21 protein-coding genes are annotated in these 21956 nt (G+C 74.1%); 10 read left to right on the top strand and 11 right to left on the bottom strand.

Annotation, left to right across the window (positions count from 1 at the left end):
- The first annotated feature begins 125 nt into the window (after positions 1-125).
- Positions 126-758, top strand: a complete 633-nt coding sequence (locus B5D80_RS30465; RefSeq protein ID WP_088647381.1) for an alpha-ketoglutarate-dependent dioxygenase AlkB — start codon at positions 126-128, stop codon at positions 756-758.
- Positions 759-802: 44 nt separating this feature from the next.
- Here B5D80_RS30465 and B5D80_RS30460 read toward each other — a convergent pair whose 3' ends face one another.
- Positions 803-3292 carry a DNA gyrase/topoisomerase IV subunit A gene (locus tag B5D80_RS30460; RefSeq protein WP_088647380.1) on the bottom strand — a complete coding sequence of 830 codons (2490 nt, stop codon included), beginning with the start codon at positions 3290-3292 and terminating at the stop codon, positions 803-805.
- Positions 3293-3360: 68 nt separating this feature from the next.
- Positions 3361-5418: a DNA gyrase/topoisomerase IV subunit B gene (locus B5D80_RS30455; RefSeq protein WP_088647379.1), complete on the bottom strand. Its 2058-nt coding sequence runs from the start codon at positions 5416-5418 to the stop codon at positions 3361-3363.
- A 312-nt stretch (positions 5419-5730) separates the two neighbouring features.
- Between B5D80_RS30455 and B5D80_RS30450 the strand changes: the two genes are divergently transcribed.
- Positions 5731-6987, top strand: a complete 1257-nt coding sequence (locus B5D80_RS30450; RefSeq protein ID WP_088647385.1) for an SGNH/GDSL hydrolase family protein — start codon at positions 5731-5733, stop codon at positions 6985-6987.
- 69 nt (positions 6988-7056) lie between these two features.
- Here B5D80_RS30450 and B5D80_RS30445 read toward each other — a convergent pair whose 3' ends face one another.
- On the bottom strand, positions 7057-7512 hold the full coding sequence (locus tag B5D80_RS30445; RefSeq protein ID WP_088647378.1) for an RrF2 family transcriptional regulator: 456 nt from the start codon (positions 7510-7512) through the stop codon (positions 7057-7059).
- A gap of 145 nt (positions 7513-7657) precedes the next feature.
- Here B5D80_RS30445 and B5D80_RS30440 point away from each other — a divergent pair, with 145 nt between their 5' ends.
- The 4 genes from B5D80_RS30440 (at position 7658) to B5D80_RS30425 (ending at position 11984) form a co-directional block, all read left to right on the top strand.
- A complete protein-coding gene (locus B5D80_RS30440) occupies positions 7658-8875 on the top strand; it encodes a globin domain-containing protein (RefSeq protein ID WP_088647377.1) in 1218 nt (405 codons plus the stop codon).
- 239 nt (positions 8876-9114) lie between these two features.
- A complete protein-coding gene (locus B5D80_RS30435; protein WP_088647376.1) occupies positions 9115-10332 on the top strand; it encodes a glycosyltransferase in 1218 nt (405 codons plus the stop codon).
- Positions 10333-10396: 64 nt separating this feature from the next.
- Positions 10397-11260: an alpha/beta hydrolase family protein gene (locus tag B5D80_RS30430; protein ID WP_088647375.1), complete on the top strand. Its 864-nt coding sequence runs from the start codon at positions 10397-10399 to the stop codon at positions 11258-11260.
- Positions 11261-11360: 100 nt separating this feature from the next.
- A complete protein-coding gene (locus tag B5D80_RS30425) occupies positions 11361-11984 on the top strand; it encodes a hypothetical protein (RefSeq protein WP_088647384.1) in 624 nt (207 codons plus the stop codon).
- Positions 11985-12053: 69 nt separating this feature from the next.
- Here the strand turns inward: B5D80_RS30425 and B5D80_RS30420 are convergent, their stop codons facing one another.
- Positions 12054-12950, bottom strand: a complete 897-nt coding sequence (locus B5D80_RS30420; protein ID WP_088647374.1) for a DUF72 domain-containing protein — start codon at positions 12948-12950, stop codon at positions 12054-12056.
- A 157-nt stretch (positions 12951-13107) separates the two neighbouring features.
- On the opposite strand from B5D80_RS30420, the gene B5D80_RS30415 reads away from it, so the two are divergent.
- Positions 13108-13614, top strand: a complete 507-nt coding sequence (locus B5D80_RS30415; RefSeq protein WP_088647383.1) for a DinB family protein — start codon at positions 13108-13110, stop codon at positions 13612-13614.
- A gap of 32 nt (positions 13615-13646) precedes the next feature.
- Here the strand turns inward: B5D80_RS30415 and B5D80_RS30410 are convergent, their stop codons facing one another.
- Positions 13647-13829, bottom strand: coding sequence for a hypothetical protein (locus B5D80_RS30410; protein ID WP_088647373.1), 183 nt, complete (start codon positions 13827-13829; stop codon positions 13647-13649).
- A gap of 238 nt (positions 13830-14067) precedes the next feature.
- Here B5D80_RS30410 and B5D80_RS30405 point away from each other — a divergent pair, with 238 nt between their 5' ends.
- Complete coding sequence (locus B5D80_RS30405) at positions 14068-14373, top strand: hypothetical protein (protein ID WP_088647372.1); 306 nt, start codon at positions 14068-14070, stop codon at positions 14371-14373.
- A gap of 9 nt (positions 14374-14382) precedes the next feature.
- Entirely contained in the window at positions 14383-15081 is a 699-nt protein-coding gene (locus tag B5D80_RS30400; protein ID WP_169733128.1) for a Pr6Pr family membrane protein, read from the top strand.
- Here B5D80_RS30400 and B5D80_RS30395 read toward each other — a convergent pair.
- The 4 genes from B5D80_RS30395 to B5D80_RS30380 form a co-directional block, all read right to left on the bottom strand.
- A complete protein-coding gene (locus B5D80_RS30395; protein WP_088647371.1) occupies positions 15073-17139 on the bottom strand; it encodes an amylo-alpha-1,6-glucosidase in 2067 nt (688 codons plus the stop codon). The genes B5D80_RS30400 and B5D80_RS30395 overlap by 9 nt on opposite strands.
- A complete protein-coding gene (locus tag B5D80_RS30390; RefSeq protein WP_088647370.1) occupies positions 17136-17513 on the bottom strand; it encodes an SCP2 sterol-binding domain-containing protein in 378 nt (125 codons plus the stop codon). Before B5D80_RS30390 ends, B5D80_RS30395 begins: the two co-directional genes overlap by 4 nt.
- Positions 17514-17650: 137 nt before the next feature.
- Positions 17651-18157 (bottom strand): mycothiol transferase, encoded by a 507-nt coding sequence (locus tag B5D80_RS30385; protein ID WP_088647369.1) that lies wholly within the window; start codon positions 18155-18157, stop codon positions 17651-17653.
- Between the two features lie 92 nt (positions 18158-18249).
- Entirely contained in the window at positions 18250-18621 is a 372-nt protein-coding gene (locus B5D80_RS30380; RefSeq protein ID WP_088647382.1) for a VOC family protein, read from the bottom strand.
- Between the two features lie 264 nt (positions 18622-18885).
- Here B5D80_RS30380 and B5D80_RS30375 point away from each other — a divergent pair, with 264 nt between their 5' ends.
- Positions 18886-20283 carry an acyl-CoA synthetase gene (locus tag B5D80_RS30375; RefSeq protein WP_425437295.1) on the top strand — a complete coding sequence of 466 codons (1398 nt, stop codon included), beginning with the start codon at positions 18886-18888 and terminating at the stop codon, positions 20281-20283.
- 4 nt (positions 20284-20287) lie between these two features.
- Here the strand turns inward: B5D80_RS30375 and B5D80_RS30370 are convergent, their stop codons facing one another.
- Complete coding sequence (locus B5D80_RS30370) at positions 20288-21127, bottom strand: metallophosphoesterase family protein (RefSeq protein WP_088647367.1); 840 nt, start codon at positions 21125-21127, stop codon at positions 20288-20290.
- A 97-nt stretch (positions 21128-21224) separates the two neighbouring features.
- Positions 21225-21863, bottom strand: coding sequence for a 4'-phosphopantetheinyl transferase family protein (locus B5D80_RS30365; protein ID WP_088647366.1), 639 nt, complete (start codon positions 21861-21863; stop codon positions 21225-21227).
- Positions 21864-21956 lie beyond the last annotated feature (93 nt).

Genomic DNA, 21956 nt, shown 5'->3' with positions numbered 1-21956 from the left:
GGCGGCGCTCGCCGCCCGCGCCTGGGCCACCGTCGACGGGCGCGGCCGGCAGCGGGTGGCCGAGGCCGTCCTCACCCGGATCGCCGATCGTACGGGTGTACTAAAACCCTGATAGGGTGCCGGGTATGCCGCAGGCCGCCTACCAACCGTCGATGCTCGACCTCACCGACGCCGGCCCGACGCTGACCCCGCTGGCCGGGCTGCGCCGCCGGATGCTCACCCGGGGCGCGTGGGTCGACCACCTGCTCGGCTGGGTGCACGGCTCCGACGCGGTCCTCGACACCCTGCGCACCGGCGTCCCCTGGCGGGCCGAACGCCGCACCATGTACGACACGCAGGTCGACGTCCCCCGCCTGCTCTGCTGGTACGGCCCCGACCGACCGCTGCCGCACCCGCTGCTCACCGCCGCCCGCACGGCACTGAGCCGGCACTACGCCGCCGAGTTGGGCGAGCCGTTCGTCACCGCCGGCATGTGCCTCTACCGCGACGGGCGGGACAGCGTCGCCTGGCACGGGGACACCCTCGGCCGTTCCGCGCACACCGACACGATGGTGGCGATCGTGTCGTTCGGCGCGCCCCGCCCGCTGCTGCTGCGCCCCCGGGGCGGCGGCGACACCCTGCGTTTCCCGCTCGGCCACGGCGACCTGGTGGTGATGGGCGGGTCCTGCCAGCGCACCTGGGAACATGCCGTGCCCAAGACCACCCGCCCGGTCGGCCCCCGGGTCAGCGTCCAGTTCCGCCCCGTCGACGTCGCCTGACGCCGACGGGGCGGCCGTCAGCCCGCGCGGCGGCCGGGGCGACCTCAGTCGCGTTCGATCAGGTGCCCGACGACGGTCGGGCCGAGCATGACCGCGAAACCGGACCCGTCCCGGCGCGGATCGGCCGGCGGCAGCTCCACCGGGTCACCCGTCGCCGTCGCACCCACCGGCCGCGCGCCGATCCAGGCCACCACCAGATCCGTCTCACCCTTGAGGAACCGCTGCGCCCGCACCCCGCCGGTCGCCCTGCCCTTCGCCGGGTACGACGCGAACGGGGTCACCTTGACCGTCGCCCCCGTCGAGGTGACCACCATCGGCTCCCCGTGCACGGCGTCGTCGGTGCGGACCGCGCCGAAGAACACCACCCGGGCGCCCGCCGGCAGGCCGATCCCGGCCATCCCGCCACCCTTGAGCCCCTGCGGGCGGACCAGGGACGCCGCGAACCGCAGCAGGGACGCCTCGCTGGTCACGAAGGCCAACGTCTCGCTGCCGTCGTCGAGCCAGGTGGCCCCCACCACCTCGTCGCCCGACCGCAACGAGATCACCTCGAACTCGTCGGACCGCACCGGCCACTCCGGCGTGCACACCTTCACCACGCCCTGCCGGGTGCCCACCGCCAGGCCCGGTGAGCCCTGCGCGGTCGGGCCGAGCGGGGCCAGCCCGATCACCGTCTCCCCCGCCGCCAGCGGGACCAGCTCGGCGGCGGCCATCCCGCCCCGCAGCGACACCGTGCCGGCCTGCTCGGGCAGCACCGGCAGCGGCAACACGTCGACCTTGAAGGCCCGGCCGGCGCTGGTGACCAGGAGCACCCGACCCCGGGCCGTGGTGTGCACGACCGCGCGTACGGTGTCGTGCTTGACCCGGCCGTTACGCCGACGCCCCTCGGACGCCTCCTCCGACTCGGCCGCGGTCCGGGCGACCAGCCCGGTCGCCGAGAGGATCACCTGACACGGGTCGTCGGCCACCTCCAGCGGCCCGGCCGGCACCGACGCCGCCAGCACCTCCTTGAGATCCCCGTCGACCAGGGTGGTCCGCCGCGCCCCGGAGAACTGCTTCACCACGGCCGCCAGCTCGTCGGAGACGACCTTCCGGAGCACCTTCGGGTCGTCGAGGATCTTCGACAGCGCGGCGATCTCCCCGCGCAGCTTCTCCTGCTCGGCCTCCAGCTCGATCCGGTCGTACTTCGTCAACCGGCGCAGCGGGGTGTCCAGGATGTAGGTGGCCTGGATCTCGGACAGCTTGAACTTCTGCATCAGGCCGTCCTTGGCGGCCTGGGCGTCCTCGCTGGCCCGGATCAGCTTGACCACCCGGTCGATGTCGAGCAGGGCGATCAGCAGGCCGTCGACCAGGTGCAGCCGCTCCTCGCGCTTGCGCCGCCGGTACGCGCTGCGCCGGGTCACCACCTCGTAGCGGTGGGCCAGGAACACCTCCAGCAGCGCCTTCAACCCGAGGGTGCGCGGCTGCCCGTCGACCAGCACCAGGTTGTTGATGCCGAACGACTGCTCCAGCGGGGTCAGCCGGTAGAGGTCGGCCAGCAGTGCCTGCGGGTTGACCCCGACCTTGCACTCGACGACCAGCCGGGTGCCGCTCTCCCGGTCGGTGAGGTCCTTGACGTCGGCGATGCCGGTGAGCCGCTTGGTCTTGTTGACCTCGTTGGTGATCGCCGCGATGACCTTCTCCGCGCCGACGCCGTACGGCAGCTCGACCACGGTGATCGCCTGCCGGCCCCGGCTGCCCTCCAGCGGGCCGATCTCGACCCGGCCGCGCATCCGCACCACACCGCGCCCGGTCTCGTACGCCCGGCGCACCTCGTCCAGGCCGAGTAGCAGGCCACCGGTGGGCAGGTCGGGGCCGGGGACGAACTCCATCAGCTTGTCGAGGTCGGCGTCCGGGTGGTTGATCAGCCAACGGGCGGCGGAGACCACCTCGCCGAGGTGGTGCGGGATCATGTTGGTCGCCATCCCGACCGCGATCCCGGACGCCCCGTTGACCAGCAGGTTGGGGAAGGCGGCGGGCAGCACTGTCGGCTGGGTCAGCGAGCCGTCGTAGTTGGGCTCGACGTCGACGGTGTCCTCGCCCAACTCACCGACGAGCAGCATCGCCTCCCGGGAGAGCCGGGCCTCGGTGTAGCGCGCGGCGGCCGGGCCATCGTCCGGGGAACCGAAGTTGCCATGCCCGTCGATGAGTGGGGCGTTGAGCGAGAAGTCCTGGGCGAGCCGGACCATCGCGTCGTAGATCGCCGTGTCGCCGTGCGGGTGGTACTTGCCCATGACGTCGCCGACGATCCGGGCCGACTTGACGTGCCCCCGGTCGGGGCGGTGGCCCTGCTCGTGCATCGACCACAGGATGCGGCGGTGCACCGGCTTGAGGCCGTCGCGGGCGTCGGGCAGGGCGCGGGAGTGGATGACCGAGAAGGCGTACTCCAGGTAGGAGTCGGACACCTCGGTGACCAGCGGGTTGTCGAAGACCCGCGCGCCGGCCTGGTCGAAGGCGGACAGGTCCACCTTGGCGCGGTCGTCCTTACGGCGTGCCATCGTTCAGCTCTCTTCCCGGTGTACGGCGGCCACGGTGCTCAGGCGTCGGATGCTCACGCCCTGGGTGCTCATGCGTCGATCGCGTCGCGGTCGACCCGGTCGGAGGAGTCGATCAGCCAGTTGCGGCGCGGCTCGACCTTCTCGCCCATCAGCAGTTCGAGGATGCGCTCGGCGGCGTCGACGTCGTCGAGGGTGATCCGGCGGACCGCCCGGGTGGCCGGGTTCATCGTGGTCTCCCACAACTCGTCGGCGTCCATCTCACCGAGGCCCTTGAAGCGCGGGATCGGGGTGACGATCTGCCTGCCGGCCTTCTCCAGCTTGCGGACCGTCGCCTCCATCTCGGCCTGGGTGTAGGTGTAGGTGGTCTGCGGGCTGCGCCCCTTCGTGGTGATCTTGTGCAGCGGCGGCATCGCGGCGTAGAGCCGGCCGGCCTCGATCAGCGGTCGCATGTAGCGGGCGAACAGGGTGATCAGCAGGGTCCGGATGTGCGCGCCGTCCACGTCGGCGTCCGCCATGATCAGCACCCGGCCGTAGCGCAGCGCGGACAGGTCGAAGGTACGCCCCGAGCCGGCCCCGAGCACCTGCACGATCGCGGCGCACTCGGCGTTGTCGAGCACCTGCTGGAGGTTGGCCTTCTGCACGTTGAGGATCTTGCCGCGGATCGGCAGAAGTGCCTGATACTCGGCAGAACGGGCAAGTCGCCCTGTGCCGAGGGCGCTGTCGCCTTCCACGATGAATAATTCACTTCTGTCGATTCCCGCGGCGCGGCAGTCGACCAGTTTGGCGGGCATCGACGCGCCCTCCAGGGCGGTCTTGCGCCGGGCCGCGTCCTTCTGCTGCTTCTGGGTCAGCCGGACCCGGGCCGCGTCGACGATCTTCTGGAGCACCGTGCGCGCCTCGGCCTTGCTGCGCCGGTCCTCCAGCCACGCCTTGACGTGCTGCTCGACCAGGGTCTGGAGCACCTTGGTGATGCCGGCGGTGGAGAGCTCGTCCTTGGTCTGCGAGGTGAACTGCGGCTCGGGGATGCGCACGTGCACCACCGCCGTCATCCCCTCCAGGACGTCGTCCAGGGTGGGCGGGTCCTCCTTGGGCTTGAGCAGGCCCCGGGTGTTGCGGACGGCGTCGGCCAGGGTCCGGGTCAGCGCCCGCTCGAAGCCCCGGCGGTGGGTGCCGCCGTGGGCGTTGCGGATGGTGTTGGTGAAGCACTCGACGGTGCGCTCGTAGCCGGTGCCCCAGCGGAAGGCGATCTCGACCTCGGCCCGGCGCTGCACGTTGGACTGCATCACGCCGTTGGCGTCGGCGGCGTTCTCCCGGTACGTCCCCTCGCCGGTGACCAGCAGGGTGCCGGAGACCGGCCGGTCACCGGCCGGGGCCAGGAACTCGACCATGTCGGTAAGCCCGTTGGGGTAGTGGAAGCGCTCCTCGACCGGTTCCTCGGCGGTCTCGTCGCGCAGCCGGTAGTCGACCCCGGGGACCAGGAAGGCGGTGTTGCGCAGCTTCATCCGGACGGCCTCGACGTCGAGGCGCGCGCCGGTCTCGAAGTAGCGGGCGTCGTGCCAGTAGCGGATCGAGGTGCCGGTGCGCTGGCCCCGCTTCATCGCCCCGACGACCTGCAGGCCGGGGCCGGGGGTGAACGGGGCGTCCGGGCCGTCGCCGGCGAAGACGCCGGGCACGCCGTGCCGGAAGGACATCGCGTGCACCTTGCCGCCACGCCGGACGGTCACGTCGAACCGGCGGGACAGCGCGTTGACGGCGGAGGCGCCCACGCCGTGCAGGCCGCCGGAGGTCTTGTAGCCGGAGCCGCCGAACTTGCCGCCGGCGTGCAGCCGGGTGAGCACCAGCTCGACCCCGGAGATGCCGGACTTGGCGTGCACGTCGGTGGGGATGCCCCGGCCGTCGTCGTCGACCTGCACCGAGCCGTCGGCGTGCAGGATCACCTCGACCGTGGTGGCGTGACCGGCGACACCCTCGTCGGTGGAGTTGTCGAGGATCTCGTTGACGAGGTGACCCACGCCACGACTGTCGGTGGAGCCGATGTACATGCCGGGACGCTTGCGGACGGCGTCCAGGCCCTCCAGGTGGGTGAGGTCGTCTGCCCCGTAGAGGGTCTCAGGCTGTGCGGTCAACTGGTCGTACTCCCCGGTCTCGGCGGTGTGGTGCCGCTCACCGTCTCGATCTCCACGCGCGGCGTGCCGCAGCGAGCGTAGCCGTACGCCCCGACAGCGCGGTGCAGCCCCACGTCGGACGGCGGGTGCGCGTCCGCCGGGGACAACGCCGCCGGGCGTCGGGGCCTTCCCTGGCGGGGCGCGCACCGGACCCGAAACGACCGTTTCCACCATTCGACGATCGTGTTAAGAGGCATTGACGTCCATCTCGCCAAGTGATCTGATCCGGCCCAGAAGGATCTTTCACATTTCCATGGACAGATGGGGGACGTCATGTCCAGGTTCCACCGTAGCGCCCTCGCGGCGCTGCTCACCGTCGCCGCGGCCGCCCTGCCGGTCGCCGCCGGCCCGCCCGCGCCGGCCGTCGCCGCGCTGCCCACCGCCGCGGTCGCCCTCGGCGACAGCTTCATCAGCGGCGAGGGGGCCGGGGCGTACTCGTCGGTGACCGACGTCAACGGGGTCGCCCAGCCCTTCCCGGGCTGGTCGGCGCCGAACAGCAACGCGTACTTCTGCCACCGCTCACCGAACGCCTCACTGTTCAAGGCGGACCTGCCGGGGATCGCCGCCCGGTTCAACCTGGCCTGCTCCGGCGGCCAGCCGTACGATATCGCCAACGCCTCGGCCAGCCGGGCCAAGGGCCGCCAGGTCGCCGCCCAGCTCGACCAGTTGCGCGCGGTCGGGCAGACCCACGACATCGACCTGGTGCTGATCGGGCTCGGCTCGAACAACAGCTCGTTCACCTTCGGCACCGTCGCCGAGAAGTGCGCGAACCGGTTCATCGCCGACGCCTGGACCGGGTGGTGGGAGTTCTGGGCGTACCTGGGCGGGCCGGTGGAGCAGGAGCCCTGCTCGGACGCCGACCTGGCCACCTCCGCCCAGGTCGCCGCCGCGACGGCGGAGACCACGGCGGCGGTCCGGCAGATCCTGACCACGCTGGACCAGATCGACGCCGACGGCCAGCACCGGATCGTCTTCCAGGACTACACCAACCCGCTGCCGCCGGAGCTGGCCTCGACCTACTGGGAGGAGGACAGCCGGGACGACACCCGGGACAAGTTCCGTGACCTGGGGGCCGAGCGGTACGCCGCCGGTTGCCCGATCCACCGGGCCAGCCTCGCCCCCGGCCAGCGCTTCTCGCAGGGCCTGGGCACCCTGGTGAGTTCGGTCCGCAGCACCCTGGCCGCCGAGTTCCCCGCCGCCGACCTGGTCTACCTCAACGTGCAGCGGGCCTTCGACGGTGCCCGGCTGTGCGAGTCGGCGGGCAGCCCGGGCAACGCGCTGGCCACCCCGATCCGGCTCCAGGACGGCACCTCGGGGGTCTTCGTGACCAGCCTGTCCGGCTACGACAAGCTGGACATCCAGCGGATCGCGAACACCTGCGGGACGTACTTCCAGACCTGCCAGGAGTCCTGGCACCCGAGCGCGGCCGGGCACCAGGTGCTGGGCCGGTGCCTGACCGGCGCGGTGGCGACCAGCGCCCGGGCGGTCTCCTGCGTCCGCTCGCCGGACGGGACGATCCAGGTCGGCTGAGCCGGCGGCCGGTGGGGTGACCGTCCGGGTCGCCCCGCCGGCCGACCGGTCCGCGCCCGCCGGTTCCGCTCAGGTCGCCGCCGGGGTGCGGGCCACGGCCGGGCCGGGCAGGGGGGTGGGCAGCAGGGCCGCCGCCGGGCCGTCGGCAAGTTCCGCCAGGGGCACCTCGTCGAGTACGGCGAGGAAGGCGGCCTGGGCGCGGCGGAGCTGGACCCGCAGGCGGCAGTCGGCACGCAGGGCGCAGCCGGTCTCCTCGCAGGAGACCACCTCCCCCTCCCCCTCGAAGGCGCGCACGACCCGGCCGACGGTGATCCGTTCGGCCCCCTCGGCGAACGCCACCCCGCCGGATCGGCCCCGGACGGTGAACAGCACGCCGATGCGCTGGAGCCGCTGGACCACCTTGGCCACGTGGCTGCGGGGCAGGTCCAGCCGTTCGGCCAACTCGTCGACGGTGGTCCGGGTCGACGCGGGGGCGGTGAGCATGGCGATCCGCAGGGCCATGTCCGTCGACAGGTTGAGCTTCACGGTCCGACCCTAGCCAGCGCCCCTGGTGGCGGACAGGGGCCGGGCGGCGGTGCCGGTGCGCCGACGGGCCCGGGACTTTCGGCCCTAAGAGGACTTTCAGATTCCTGTTTGAGTGGTCTCCGGTACCCCAGCTGGAGGAGGAGCCGTGCTCTCGGAGTCGTCAGCCGCCGTCGTCACCGCCACCCTGCCCGTGGTCCGGGCCCACGCCGACCGGATCACCGGCCGGTTCTACGCCCGGATGTTCGCCGCCCATCCGGAACTGCTGAACCTGTTCAACCGGGGCAACCAGGCGACCGGCCGGCAGCAGGCGGCACTGGCCGCCTCGGTGGTCGCGTACGCCGGGCATCTCACCGGCGAGGCCGCGACCGGGTGGACGGCGGTGCTGGAGCGCATCGCGCACAAGCACGCCTCGCTGGGCATCTCCGCCGGCCAGTACCCGCTGGTGGGCAGGCACCTGATGGCCGCCATCGGCGAGGTGCTGGGTGCGGCGGTCACCCCGCAGGTCGCCGCCGCCTGGGACGAGGTGTACTGGCTGATGGCCTGCGAGCTGGTGGCCCGGGAGGCCCGGTTGTACACGGCCAGCGGGCTGCCCCACGGCGGGGTGGTCTGGCGCGACTGGCGGGTCACCGGGGTGACGCCGCAGGCCACCGACGTCGTCTCGGTCACCCTCGTCCCGGTCGACGGCGGCCCGGTGCCGGGCTTCGTCCCCGGCCAGTACGTCTCGGTCGCGGTGGACCTCGACGGCGGGCGCGGCCGGCAGATCCGGCAGTACAGCCTCTCCGACCGTCCCGACGCCGACCACTGGCGGATCACCGTCAAGCGGGTACGCGGCACGGGCGCCGCCCCGGGCGGGCTGGTCTCCGGTTTCCTGCACGACCACGTCGGCCCCGGCGACGTCCTGCCGCTGAGCCCACCCTTCGGTGAGGTGAGCGCGGTCGCCGGCCAGGGGCCGCTGCTGCTGGTCAGCGCCGGGATCGGGCTCACCCCGGCGATGTCGGCCCTGGCCCACCTGGCGGCGACCGCGCCGGACCGGCCGGTGGTGCTGGCCCACGCCGACCGGGACGGCGCCGCCCACGCCCACCGGGCCGACCTGGTCGAGCTGCACGCCCGGCTGCCCCGGCTGCGCCTGCGGCTGTGGTACGAGGAGATCACCGGCGACGACGCCCCGGGGTTGCCGGCCGAGGTGACCCGGGGCCGGATCGACCCGGAGCTGATCCCGCTCTCCCCCGACGCGCACGTGCACCTGTGCGGTCCGCTGCCGTTCATGAACCGGGTCCGCGGCGGTCTGCTGCGTCGGGGTGTGCCGGTGGAGCGGATCGCCTACGAGGTGTTCGGGCCGGGGATGCTGCCCGAGGTGGCCTGAGCACGACCGGTCACGGGGCACGCAGGGCGCTCGTCCGGGCACGCAAAGTTGATGTTTACCGCCTCCGCGCTGGGCAACTGGTTCGGCATACCGGGCGGCGCGTGACGTCCGGGCACCGGCGCCGCGAGGGCGGCCGGGTGCCCGTCGCGCGCCCGGTGCGCGGGACCGGGTGATGACGCCGGCCGGAGCCCCCGCACCGGATTCCGCCTCGCCGGTGACCGGATCACGGAGGAGGAAGCATGCGCATCGCGATGGTCTCGGGGCACGCCAGCCCGCTCGCCGTTCCCGGCGGGCAGGACGCCGTGGGGCTGCACCTCCACGTCGCCGAGCAGGCTGCGGCGCTGGCCGCCGAGGGTCACGAGGTGCGGGTCTACACCCGGCGGGACGACGCCACCCTGCCCGACACGGTGCCGACCGACGCGGGGTACCAGGTGTGGCACGTGCCCGCCGGTCCCGCCCGGCCGGTGCCGGCCGACGAACTCCTGCCCCACGTGGGCGAGTTCGGCCGTTGGCTGGCCGCGCACTGGCAGCGGGCCGGCTGGCGGCCGGACGTGACGCACGCGCACTTCTGGCTGAGCGGCCTGGCGGCCGTGCACGCCGGCCGGCGTACCGGCACGCCGGTGGTGCTGACGTACCACGACCTGGGCAGCGCGTACCGCCGCCGCCCGGGTGGCCGGGAGCCGGCCGGTCGGGGGCGGATCGGGTACGAGCGGGCGCTCGGGCGGGCCGTCGACCGGGTCGTCGTCCAGTCGCACGACGAGCTGGGGGAACTGGTCCGGCTCGGGGTGCCCCGGGCGAGGCTGGCGCTGGTGCCGTCGGGGGTGGACGAGCGGTTGTTCGCCCCGACCGGGCCGGCCGCACCGCGGGTCGCGGGCCGGCCCCGGCTGCTCACCGTCGGGCCGCTGCACGAACGCCGGGGCGTGCAGGACGTCGTGCGGGCGCTGCCCGGGGTGCCCGGGGCCGAGTACGTGGTGGTCGGCGGGCCGCCGGCCGGGTCGCTGCCGGCTGACGACGTGGCCCGCAGGTTGACCGCGCTCGCCGGGTCCTGTGGTGTCGCCGACCGGGTACGGCTGGTGGGCGCGGTGCCCCGCGAGGAACTGGCGGCCTGGTACCGCTCGGCCGACGTCCTGGTCGCCGCCCCGTGGTACGAGCCGTTCGGCCGCAGCCCGCTGGAGGCGATGGCGTGCGGCGTGCCGGTGGTCGGCACGGCGGTCGGCGGGATCACCGACAGCGTGGTCGACGGGCTGACCGGGGACCTGGTGCCGCCGCGTGACCCCCGGGCGCTGGGCACCGCGGTCCGCCGGCTGCTCGCCGACCGGGTGCGCCGCTTCGCGTACGCCACGGCGGCGCTGGACCGGGTGCGGGTGCGCTACTCCTTCCGGCACTGGGCCGAGCAGCTCGGCACCGTCTACGCCGCGGTCAGCGGGGTCGGCCGGCTGGCTCCGGCGGCGGCCTGACCGGCCGCGACGGCCCGGCCGGGCGGGGCGCGGACCACTTATTACCGGCCGGTAGGATGGGCCGGTGAGCGGGGACGTGGAGTACACGCAGGAGTTCGTCGACGTCGACGGGGCCCGGATCGGCATCCAGGTCTATCCGGAGCCCACCGGGTCGCCCGCCGCGCCGTTGGTGCTGATCTGCCCGGCGATGGGGGTCCGCGCACGGTACTACCGCCCGTTCGCCGCCGCGCTGCGCGCCGCCGGCCTGGCCGTGGTCGTCGCCGACCTGCGCGGCACCGGGGCCAGCACGCCCCCGCCGTCGCGGGCCTGCCGGTACGGCTACCGCGAGCTGGCCGCCGACGTCGGCGCGGTCCTCGACGCGCTCAAGCCCCGGCGGGACGGCCGGCCGACGCTGCTGCTCGGGCACTCCCTCGGCGGGCAGGCGGCCCTGCTGCACCTCGCCCTGCGCGGCGTCGACCAGGTCGACGGGCTGGCCCTGCTCGCCGTCGGCATGCCGTACTGGCGCAGCTACCCGGGCCTGCGCGGGTGGGGCGTGCTGCCGTACAGCCAGGGCATCGCGGCGGTCGCCGGGACGCTCGGGGTCTGGCCGGGCTGGGGGTTCGGCGGCCGGCAGGCGCGCGGGGTGATCCGGGACTGGGCGCGCACCGCCCGCACCGGCCGCTTCCCCACCCTCGACGGCGTGGACGGCGACGCGGCGGTGGGCCGGCTGACCCTGCCGGTGCTGGCGGTCAGCGTCGACGACGACCAGTACACCCCGCACCCGATCGTCGACCACCTGTGCGGCAAGCTCACCGCCGCGCCGGTCACCCGGCACCGGTACACCTCGGCCGAGGCGGGGGCCCCGCTGGACCACTTCCGCTGGGTGCGGGCCGGCCTGCCGCTGAGCCGGCGGGTGGCCGACTTCGCGGCCGGTCTGCCCCGCCGCTGACCCCGGTGTCCGGTCCCGCACCGGTCCGCCGCCAGCCGGGCGCGTAGCCCCCGTCGGGACGGGTATGCCGCTGCGCCCGAACACGGTGGAGGGGGATCAGATGTCGGAACGACACACCGCACTGCGCTCGATGCACGATCTCGGCCTGGCGGCCTGGTTCGGTGGCTCCCTGATGGGGGCGCTGGGCGTCAACGGAGCGGCGGCACGGATCAGCGACTCGACCCAACGGCTTCCGGTGGCCTCGGCCGGCTGGTCGCGGTGGACCCCGGTCAACGCGGCGGCGATCGGCGCGCACCTGGCCGGGGCGGTGGGTGAGCTGGCCACCGAGAGCCCCCGGATGATGGCCCAGTCCGGGGTGGGTCGGATGAGCGCGGTGAAGACGGCGCTGACCGTCGGCGCGCTCGCGGTCACCGGGTACAGCCGGTTGGTCGGCATGAAGTTGCAGAACGCCGGCAACCCGCCGGTGTCGGGGACCACCGAACCCAACTACCAGACGCCCGCCGAGGTGGCGCACCGGCAGCGGCAGATGAAGGTCCTGCAGTGGACCATTCCGGCGTTGACCGGGGCATTGGTGGTGGTCACCGCGTACATGGGTGAGCAGCAGAAGCCGGGCCAGGTGTTCCGGGGGATGCTCGGGCGCGCCGGTGGGCTGATGGGCGCGCCGATGACCATGGGCCGGCTGGCCGCGACGGGGGCCCGTCGGCGGATGGCGATGGCCGGCTGACCGGCGCGCCGGGACCGGCCGGTACGGGGTCCGCCGTCAGCGCCGCCGGCGGACCCCGTACCGGCGTGGTCAGTGGCCGGCGGCCGCCGTCGTGGGGGCCACCCCGAGCAGTTCGGCCAGCCGGGCGGCGTCGCGCTGGGCCTGCCCCGCGCAGCAGTTGTTGAACAGCACGTGCAGTTCGCCGGACCGGTCGGCCAGGTCGGTGAGCAGGTCGGCCCAGCGGCGTAGTTCGTCGTCGGCGTAGGCGTACCGGAACCGGTCCTCCTTGCTGCCGTGTTCCCAGTGCGCGCTGTGGCCGTGCATCCGGACCAGCACCGGCTCGGCGGTACCGATCATGATCGGGGGCACCGAGGACGGGTGCCCCTGCGGCATGTCGACGCAGACCAGGCTGAGGTCGTGGTCGCGCAGGAAGGTCACCGTCTCGGCCGCCGCCGCACCGTCGAACCAGGACCCGTGGCGCAGTTCCACGGCGACCCGCCAGGGCCGGCACCGGTCGGCCAGTTCCGCGATCCGCCGCCGGGCGCCCTCCCCCCGCACCAGCCACGGCGGGAACTGCAACAGCACCGCGCCGAGCCGGTCGGCCGCCGCGAGCGGTGCCAGCGCCGCCCGGAACCGGGCCCACAGCTCGTCGTACGTCGCCTCGGGCAGGTCCCGGCGGCGGACCCGGGACGGCCCGGTGGCCGGGCGCAGGTCCCTCGGCAGCACCTGCACCGGCGTCGGGTGCCCGGTGAAGAGGCTGAACGCCTTGACGTCGAAGGTGAAACCCGGCGGGGTGGCCGCCGCCCAGCCGCCGGTGGTCTCCGGCACCGGGATGGCGTAGTACGAGGTGTCCACCTCGACCAGCCCGAACCGTCCGGCGTACCAGCCCAGCCGCTGGGCCGGGGTACGCACCGACCGGGGATACCAGCCGGCGCGCAGCAGCGTCTGATCCGCCCAGGACGACGTCCCCACCCTGATCGTTCCCATGTGGTCCAGTGCACCGCCCGGCGGCCGGATCGGCAACCGCTGGGGCGGACGCGGGCGGGTTCGTCCCGGCCGGGCACCCTGCGGTGTGGCGGGGCGGAAAGTGTCGGAGGGTGGCCCTAGCGTGACCCTCGACGACATCGACCACGGAGGGTGGCGGATGACCACTTCGGAGCGGGTGCTCACCGGCGAACGGGCCGACCTCTTGCAGTCCCTCGGCCTGCACCGCGGCTTCCTGCGGCACACCGTGCGCGGGTTGACCGACGCGCAGGCGGCGGCCCGCAGCACCGCCAGCGAGCTGTGCCTGGGCGGCCTGATCAAGCACGTGACCCTGGTGGAGCACCGGTGGGCGCGGTTCATGGCCGGCGGGGCGGAAGCGATGGAGAGCGAGCCGGTCGACTGGGCCGGCATGTTCCGGATGACCGCCGACGACACCCTGACCGACCTGCTCGCCCGGTACGCCGAGACGGCGGCCCGCACCGACGAGCTGATCGCCACCCTCGACCTGGACACGGTCCACCCGTTGCCGGAGGCACCCTGGTTCGAGCCGGGGGCGGGCTGGTCGGTGCGCCGGACGGCGCTGCACGTGATCGCCGAGACCGCCCAGCACGCCGGGCACGCCGACATCATCCGCGAGTCCATCGACGGCGCGAAGACGATGGGCTGAGCCCGAGCAGCGGGCGAGGAAGCCGACGAGGATCAGACCCCCGTGTCGGTCAGCGCGTGGGTGTCCCTGCGGATCCGCCCGGCCATCTCGTCGAAGGCCGCCGGGTCGACCCGCCGGTCGGCGGTGAGTTCCCCCCGGAGCCGGCGGGCGCTGTCGATACCGGCGGCCGACTCCTCCCCCAGCACGGATGCCGCGCGGGTGACGGCGGCCGACATCTCGTCGCCGATCTGATCGAGGCGTTCGTCACGAGGGGGTCACGTTCGGACCTGGTGCCGACCTCCCCCGGTGGGACCCGTCCAGCGCGTTTGTACACCAGCGCATACCGGCCGGTCACGTACCGTAGGGAGGTCGACCCGGTTTTCGTCGCCGTCACCCCGGCCCGGGTGTGACCGGGGCCACGTCGGGGACCGTCGGCGTGACGTCCCGCCCCGTGCCGACGCTGAGGGACACGAGATGACCCGATACCGCCTGGATCAGGAAACCGCTGAGCGGCTGCTCAGCGGGGCGGTCGACGGGGCGACCGGTCCGGTACGGCCGTTGGTGACGCTGCTGACCGCGGTGCGCGCCGCCGCGGCCCCGGCCGAGTTGCGCGGGGAGCCGGCGGCTGTGTCGGCGTTCCGGGCCGCGATGGCCGTTCCCGCACCGGGGACACCCGCGGACGGGTCGGTGCACGAGGACACCCCACACCGACCCGCTCGGCGGGACCCGGCCGGTGACCAGCCGGCCCACGGCCGGGGACCGGTGTCGCGGGGCTGGTAGCTTGCGCCGATGACTCTGCGGCGTCGACGCCTGGCGGTGGCCTTCCGGCTGGCGATCGTGATCGGTGTGCTGGCCGGGATCGTGCTCACCGCCCTCGGCCCGGCCACCGTCACCGGACTGCTGCCGTACTTCACCATCCAGAGCAACCTGGCGGTCGGCCTCTTCGCCGGCTACGCCGCCTGGCAGGCCGCACGACGCCGACCCGAACCGCCGTCGGCGCTCAAGGGCGCGGTGACCCTCTACATCACCATCACCGGCGTGGTCTACCACCTGGTGCTGGCGAACCCGGCCAGCCCGTTCGCGATGACCCAGCCCGACCGGGCGACGGGTGAGGCGGTGGGCAACCAGCTCCTGCACACCGTCGTGCCGCTGCTCGCCCTCGCCGACTGGACGCTGTTCGACCCGCGCGGCCGGCTACGCCCCCGGTATGCCCTCTGGTGGCTGGCGTTCCCGCTGGCGTACCTGGGGTTCGCCCTGGTACGCGGGCTGATCGTGCACCGCTACCCGTACCCGTTCGTCGACGCCGGACAGCTCGGCTACGACGGCGTCGCGGTCAGCGCGGTCTTCTTCGCCGTCGCCTTCTGGCTGCTCGGCCTGCTCTTCGTCGGCGTCGACCGGGCCCTGTCCCGGTTCGGCCCCACCCCGCCCACCGACCCGGACGGCCCTGCGGAACCGACCCCACCGCCGACGGCCGGACGGTCAACGTAGCCGGGGGCGGTGCCCCGGGCGGACGGCCGACCGGTCCCGGCCGTACGCGTCGGCCCGGCCCCACCGACCGGGCACGTCGAGCAGCTCGATCCGGCCGAAACCGTCGGGCAGGGCCGGGTTCACGAGCAGGTTGTCGCCGCAGGGCCGCAGCCCGAGGAGGGTGCCCAGCAGCATCAGCAGGGCCCCGGCGGACCACGACTGCGGGCGGCCGGCCATCGGTAGCTGCACCGGGTAGCCGGTGACCGCACGGGGATACCCGGCGATCACCTCCGGCACCGATCCCCCGACCAGGTCAGCCATCGCGAAGATGCCGTCGGCGACCCGGGCGGCCTCCTCGTCGTGGTGGTACCGCCGCAACCCGGCCGCGACGAGGGCGTTGTCCGACGGCCACACGGCGCCCAGGTGCGCGCCCACCGGGTTGTACGCCAACTGCCCGTCGGCGAACGTGCGGACCCCGAAGCCGGAGAAGAGCTGCGGCCCGACCAGGTGGGCGGCGAGGGCGGCCGACCGTTCCTCCGCGACGATCCCGCTCCACAGCAGGTGCCCGAGCTGGGACGTCAACGCCGCCACCGGGGTGCCGTCCGGCTCCAGGGCCGACGCGTAGTGCTCCTGGCGGGGCAGCCAGAAGTCCCGGTTGAACCGTTCCCTCAGCGCGGCGGCCTGCCGCTCCAGCAGGTCGGCGTACTCGGGCTCGCCCCAGAACTCCCGGGCCAGGCGGGCCCCGCGCCGCTTCGCGTCGTAGGCGTAGCCCTGGAGTTCGCAGGTGGCCCTGGGCCCGGCCGGGGCCCGGCCGTCGGCGTGCACGATCGCGTCAGGCGAGTTGCGCCAGCCCTGGTTCACCAGCCCGTTGCGGGTGTTGCGCCGCTGGTAGCGCAGGTAGCCGTCGCCGGTGAGGTCGCCGTACCCGTCGATCCAGTCCAACGCCATCCGGGCCGGGTGCCGCAACTGCCGCACCAGCGCGGCGTCGCCGGACCACCGCTCGTACTCGTCGAGCAGGATCACGAACAGCGGGGTGGTGTCGGCCGCGCCGTAGTAGAGCCCGGTCGGCTGCTCGTCGAAGGCGGCCGACTCGCCGTACCGCAGCTCGCCGAGGATCTTGCCGGGTTCCTCGTCGTGCTGGTCGTCGAGCCGGCCGCCCTGGAGCAGGGCGAGCATACGCAGCGTGTTCGGGGCCAGTTCCGGGGTGAACGGCAGGGTCATCAGGCACGTGATCAACGCGTCCCGGCCGTAGAGCGCCATCGCCCAGGGCAGGCCCCCCACCGGCACCCGCCCCGAGTACGCCAGCGGGACGTAGCGCAGCGCGGCCAGGTCGGTCAGCGCCTGCTCGTACACCGCCGGCAGCCGTTCCCGCTCGCTGACCAGCTGCGGTGCCCGGTCGAGCCAGTCGTCCAGGTCGTGCCGCATGTCGTGGCGTACCCGCAGCCGGTGCGACTCCAGGCTCTCCCGCAGGTCGTGCCCGCCCTCGCCGCGGATGGACATGCCGACGTGCAGGTCGGTGATCCACGTCCCGTGTGCCGGCACGGTGATCCGGTAGGTGAAACCCCCCTCGTCGACGTCGGCGGGGGCGGTGCTGGAGACCGTCGCCTCCCGGGCGAACCGGTCCCGTTCGTAGCGCAGCCGCAGCACCGCGTCGGCCGGGGAGGCGACGGTGGTGATCCGCCGGAGCGTCGGGCTGCGGATCTCGGAGGTGTCGGCGAAGTCCGCGTCGACCTCCATCCGCACCACGAACTCGGCGGGCTCGGCGGAGTGGTTGAGCACGGTGAGCTGCTCGGTGAAGCTGTCGTCGATGGACCGGTGCCGGATCACCGACACGTCCGCGTCGACGTAGTGGCTCGCCGTGCCGGGGACCAGGAAGAACCGGGTCTCGAAGTAGGTCATGTCGTCGCGGGACAGGGCGTGCAGCCGCTGCCCGTCGATGGTGAGCACCCAGCGGGACAGGAACCGGGTGTCGAAGGAGAACAACCCCACCGGCGCCCTCGGGTCCACCTCCATGTCGCCGTGCGCGTCGCTGACCGCGAAGGCGTTGCCGGCGATGACGTGGACCCGTTCCTCCCTCACCGGTGGCCGTCCCGTTCCCGGGCGGCCTCCCGGGGGTGCCGGGCGTCGGGCGGGCCGGGGAAGATCCGCCGCAGCATCATCAGCAGCCGCATGTTGCCCCGCACCGACAGGTCGTTACGCAGCAGTGCGGTGGCGAGGTGGGTCCGGCCCGACGCCAACCGGTCGAGGACCTCCCGGTCGGCGCGGACGACCAGGTCGGCGTCGGCGGCGGAGCGGGTCACCTCGACGCGCTGGTCACGGATGGTCAGCCGCCAGTGCGCGGTGTGCCCGTCCTCGGCGGCGTCCAGGCGCAGTGTGCCGCTGGTGGTCTCCGGCAGGTCGGGCCGCCGGGCCCCGTCCCACCGGTCCAGGAACTCCGCCACCGACGTCCCCACGGCTTCCCTCCCCCACGACGAGTCACGTGCCTGGCCAGCGTGCCGGCCGAGGGGGTGAGGCCGGCTCACCCGGACCGGACGAGATCGGGCCGGACCAGACGGGATCGGGCCGGAAGGACGGGATCGGGCCGGAAGGGTCAGGGCCGGAGCAGGCCCCGCAGGTAGGCGGCCTGGCCGACGTGCTGGAGATCGTCGGCGGCGATGCTGACCAGCCGGACCCCGAGGGTCACCGGCGGGTCCCAGCTCTCGTCGACCACCCGGTCCAGGTCCGCGGGGCGCAACCCGGCCAGGAACGCCCGGGTCCGTTCCGCCACCGCCCGGTGGTAGTCGACGAGCGCCTGCGCGCTCTCCGGCCGTACCGTGGCGACCTGCTCCGGGGTGTGGCCGTAGCCGGTGTCGGCCGGGTCGGCGGGGAGCCCGAACCGGGCCGCCCGGTCACCGGCGACCCACACCTGGTCGGCCCCGAGCAGCTCGGCGACCTGCTGGTCCTGGATCCGGGTGAGGTGCCAGACCAGCCAGCCGACCGGGTTGACGCCCGGTCGGGGCGTGCGGCACAGCTCCTCGGGGGTGAGCCCGTCCACCGCCGCGTCCACCAGGTCGGGCAGTTGGTCGTAGATTCCGGTCAGCAGGTCGTCGACGTCCACCGGGGCCTCCTCGTAGCGGCGTACCCGATCGGGATACCGCAGCCGGACGGCGACAAACCGCTGAGCACCGGGCGATCCGGTACGCCGCGCGGTCAGCTCGGCGGTTCGGGGCGGGTGATGGCCCAGCTACGGCCGTGCCGGTCGCGCAGCAGCACCTCGCGCGGCGTGCCGTTGGCGGCGCTGACCTGCGCGCCGGCCGCGCGGGCGCGGCGCAGCACCGCGTCGGCGTCGGCGGAGGTGACGGTGAGCACCGGCAGCCCGGCGGCGACCCCGGGCGGGTCGGTCCACTCGCTGACCGTGAACCGGTGACCGTCGACGACGAGGTCGGCGGCGAGCACCCGCCCGTCGGGAAGGCACTCCTGCCGGTACGGGACCGCACCGAAGACCCGGGTGTAGAACGCGATGGCGTCGGACGCGTCGGTGACCGTGAGGTGCGGCGCGGCTGGTGGTTGCTCGGAAGTCATGACGTCGATGCCACCTTCCCCGTCGACCGGCGACGGAACCGTCTGGGTCGACGGTAGGCGGAGCTGCCGCCGCACCGGCACCCTTACCCGACCCCTGAACCGTCCCGACGGCGGGCCGGGCCGCCGCGCCGGCACCCCGGGTGGCGGAGCGTGGTGGGGGGTGGTGACGGGCCGGTCGCCGCACTAGCGTCGATCGCACGGGGCCGCGCCGTGCCCCCGTGCGATCGAACCGGAGGGGCGTGGACCGTGTCGCTGCTGGCCGCGATGTCATCGTCGGTGGACGACCGTCCGGATCTCCTGCGGGTGGGTGACGTGTGCCTGTCCCGGTCCCGGCTGCTCGGGCTGGCCACCGCCGTCGCCGACGACCTGCGCGGCCTGGACCGGGTCGCGGTCGTGACCACCCCGACGATCGAGACCGTGGTGGGCGTGGTGGGCGCGCTGCTGGCGGGAACGGCGGTGGTGCCGGTGCCGCCCGACGCCGGGCCCCGGGAGCGGGAGCACATCCTGCGCGACTCGGCGGTCGGGGCCCTGCTCGCGCCGGCGGGCACGACCCCGGAGGACTCCCCGGCGGCGGACGGGTTGCCGGTCGTCCCGGTCGACCTGCGCCGGGTGTCGGCGACCACGCATCCGGAGCCCGGACCGGAGCGGACCGCCCTGATCCTCTACACCAGCGGCACCACCGGCGCGCCGAAGGGCGCGCTGCTGTCCCGGGGGGCGATCGCCACCTGCCTGGACGGGCTGGCCGAGGCCTGGGCGTGGACGCCGGACGACCTGCTGGTGCACGGGCTGCCGCTGTTCCACGTGCACGGGCTGGTGCTCGGGGTGCTCGGGCCGTTGCGGGTCGGCGGTCGGCTGCACCACGTCGGCCGGCCGCAGCCCGAGCGGTACGCGGCGGCCGGCGGGACGCTCTACTTCGGCGTACCGACGATCTGGTCGCGGATCGCCGCGGCGCCGGCCTCCGCGCGGGCCCTGCGCGGCGCGCGGCTGCTGGTGTCGGGCAGCGCGGCGCTGCCCACGACGGTCTTCGACGATCTCACCGGGTTGACCGGGCACCGGGTCGTCGAGCGGTACGGGATGACGGAGACCCTGATCACGGTGAGCGCCCGCGCCGACGGCCCGCGCCGTCCGGGCGCGGTCGGGGTGCCACTGCCCGGGGTACGCACCCGGATCGTCGACGAGCAGGGCCGGGACCTGCCCACCGACGGTACGGCGATGGGCGAGCTGCTGGTCACCGGCCCGACCCTGTTCGACGGCTACCTGAACCGGCCGGACGCCGACGCGGCGAGCCGTACCGCCGACGGCTGGTTCCGCACCGGGGACGTCGCCACGGTCGGCCCGGACGGTTGGCACCGCATCGTCGGCCGGGCGAGCACCGACCTGATCAAGAGCGGCGGGTACCGGATCGGGGCGGGTGAGGTGGAGGAGGCGCTGCTGGCCCACCCGGCGGTGCGCGAGGCGGCCGTGGTGGGCCTGCCGCACCCGGACCTGGGGCAGCAGGTCACCGCGTACGTGGTCGGCGACGGGGTGACCGGGCCGGAGCTGGTGGACTTCGTCGCCCGGCACCTGTCGGTGCACAAGCGGCCCCGGGAGGTCCGGCTGGTCGACGCCCTGCCCCGCAACGCGCTGGGCAAGGTGCGGAAGAAGCGTCTCGTCGAGGGGTGAGCCGTCAGACCTGCACGGGCGTCGGCTGCACCCGCCGCAGCCACGAGTCGGGGCGGGGGCGGGTCCGCCACTCCCGGGGGTAGCCGACGGAGACCTCCTCGAACCGCACCCCGTCGTGCCAGGTCACCCGGGGGATGTGCAGGTGCCCGTAGATCACCGCCGTGGCGTGGAAGCGGCGGTGCCAGTCGGCGGTGAGTTCGGTGCCGCACCACTGGGCGAACTCGGGGTAGCGCAGGATGTCGGTGGGCATCCGGACCAGCGGGTAGTGGTTGACCAGGATCTTCGGCACCGCCGGGTCGCTGCCGGCGAGCCGGGTCTCGGTCATCGCCACCCGGGCCCGGCACCAGGCGTCCCGGCTCGGGTGCGGGTCGGGGTGCAGGAAGACCTCGTCGGCGCAGACCACCCCGGCGGCGTGGGCGCGGGCCAGTGCCCGTTCCTTGCTGGTGACGCCCGGCTCCCGGAACGAGTAGTCGTAGCCGACGAACAGCGGCGCGACCAGCAGCGGGCCGCCGGGTCCGGTCCACACCGGATACTCGTCCTCGGGGGTGGCCACCCCCAGGTCCCGGCACTGCCGCACGAGGGCCTGGTAGCGGGCCTCGCCGCGCAGCCGGACCGGGTCCTGCGAGTGGGTCCACAGCTCGTGGTTGCCGGGCGCCCAGATCACCTTGGCGAACCGCTCGGCGAGCAGCGTCAACGCCCAGGTGACGTCGGCGAACAGTTCGGCGACGTCACCGGCGACGATCAGCCAGTCACCGGCCGCGCGGGGCCACAGGCTCTCCACGATCTTCCGGTTCTCCGGGTACGCCACGTGCAGGTCGCTGACGGCGTAGATGCCGGCGTTCATCGGGTGTGGTCCCCTCGTTCGTCCGGGTCCGCACGGCGGGGCGCGGCTCCGGGTGGGCTGGTGCGGTCCGGCTCGGCTGGTGCGGTGCGGCTCGGGTTCAGTGCGGCACGGCGACGACGGTCAGGGTCAGACCGCCGTCGTGCAGGTAGCGACCGTCGAAGTCCCGACCGCGACCGGGGACGAGGACGCGGCCGGTGAAGGTACGGTCGGCCGGGTGCAGGACGATCCGGGCCTCGTCGAAGCCGAGGAAGATCCCGGTGATCGGAAACCATGCCTTGTAGAGGGACTCCTTGGCGCTGAACAGCAGCCGGTCCCAGTGCGGCCCGGGGGTGTCGGTGGCCAGCCGGTCCACCATGGCGCGTTCCTCGGGCAGGGCGATCGCGTCGAGCACGCCGTCGGGCAGTGCCGCGTCGGGTTCGGCGTCGATGCCGATGGCGCGGACGTCGGCCGCGCGGGCGACCACGGCGGCCCGGTAGCCGGCGCAGTGGGTGAGGCTGCCGACCACACCGGACGGCCAGACGGGTGCGCCACGGTCGCCGGTGAGCACCGGGGCGGGTGGTACGCCGAGTGCGCGCAGGGCCCGGCGGGCGCAGGTACGGGCGGTGGTGAACTCCCGCACCCGCTTCTCGACGGCGCGGGCCACCAGCGCGGCCTCCTCGGGGTGCAGCGGCTCGGTGTCGGTGTCGTCGAACGCCTCGACGGCGACGACGCCCGGTGGCGTGATCCGGTCGATCATGCGTCGGCCAGCGGCCGGATGGTCCAGGTGTCGCCGGTGTGGAGGAGGGTGGTGAGTTGTTGTTCGGGGGTGTCGGTGGTGGTGTTTCGGGCG

It is taken from the genome of Micromonospora wenchangensis, assembly GCF_002210435.1.
Classification (GTDB): domain Bacteria; phylum Actinomycetota; class Actinomycetes; order Mycobacteriales; family Micromonosporaceae; genus Micromonospora; species Micromonospora wenchangensis.
Note: the sequence above shows the minus strand (reverse complement) of the source record. Positions and strands in the feature narration are given on the sequence as shown.

What these genes read in the sequence shown, in the direction of transcription:
- B5D80_RS30465 (WP_088647381.1), top strand. Translation starts at nt 126, where the DNA reads ATGCCGCAGGCCGCCTACCAACCGTCGATGCTCGACCTCACCGACGCC.
- B5D80_RS30460 (WP_088647380.1), bottom strand. Translation starts at nt 3,292, where the DNA reads ATGGCACGCCGTAAGGACGACCGCGCCAAGGTGGACCTGTCCGCCTTC.
- B5D80_RS30450 (WP_088647385.1), top strand. Translation starts at nt 5,731, where the DNA reads ATGTCCAGGTTCCACCGTAGCGCCCTCGCGGCGCTGCTCACCGTCGCC.
- B5D80_RS30435 (WP_088647376.1), top strand. Translation starts at nt 9,115, where the DNA reads ATGCGCATCGCGATGGTCTCGGGGCACGCCAGCCCGCTCGCCGTTCCC.
- B5D80_RS30425 (WP_088647384.1), top strand. Translation starts at nt 11,361, where the DNA reads ATGTCGGAACGACACACCGCACTGCGCTCGATGCACGATCTCGGCCTG.
- B5D80_RS30420 (WP_088647374.1), bottom strand. Translation starts at nt 12,950, where the DNA reads ATGGGAACGATCAGGGTGGGGACGTCGTCCTGGGCGGATCAGACGCTG.
- B5D80_RS30415 (WP_088647383.1), top strand. Translation starts at nt 13,108, where the DNA reads ATGACCACTTCGGAGCGGGTGCTCACCGGCGAACGGGCCGACCTCTTG.
- B5D80_RS30410 (WP_088647373.1), bottom strand. Translation starts at nt 13,829, where the DNA reads ATGTCGGCCGCCGTCACCCGCGCGGCATCCGTGCTGGGGGAGGAGTCG.
- B5D80_RS30405 (WP_088647372.1), top strand. Translation starts at nt 14,068, where the DNA reads ATGACCCGATACCGCCTGGATCAGGAAACCGCTGAGCGGCTGCTCAGC.
- B5D80_RS30400 (WP_169733128.1), top strand. Translation starts at nt 14,383, where the DNA reads ATGACTCTGCGGCGTCGACGCCTGGCGGTGGCCTTCCGGCTGGCGATC.
- B5D80_RS30380 (WP_088647382.1), bottom strand. Translation starts at nt 18,621, where the DNA reads ATGACTTCCGAGCAACCACCAGCCGCGCCGCACCTCACGGTCACCGAC.
- B5D80_RS30375 (WP_425437295.1), top strand. Translation starts at nt 18,886, where the DNA reads ATGTCATCGTCGGTGGACGACCGTCCGGATCTCCTGCGGGTGGGTGAC.
- B5D80_RS30370 (WP_088647367.1), bottom strand. Translation starts at nt 21,127, where the DNA reads ATGAACGCCGGCATCTACGCCGTCAGCGACCTGCACGTGGCGTACCCG.
- B5D80_RS30365 (WP_088647366.1), bottom strand. Translation starts at nt 21,863, where the DNA reads ATGATCGACCGGATCACGCCACCGGGCGTCGTCGCCGTCGAGGCGTTC.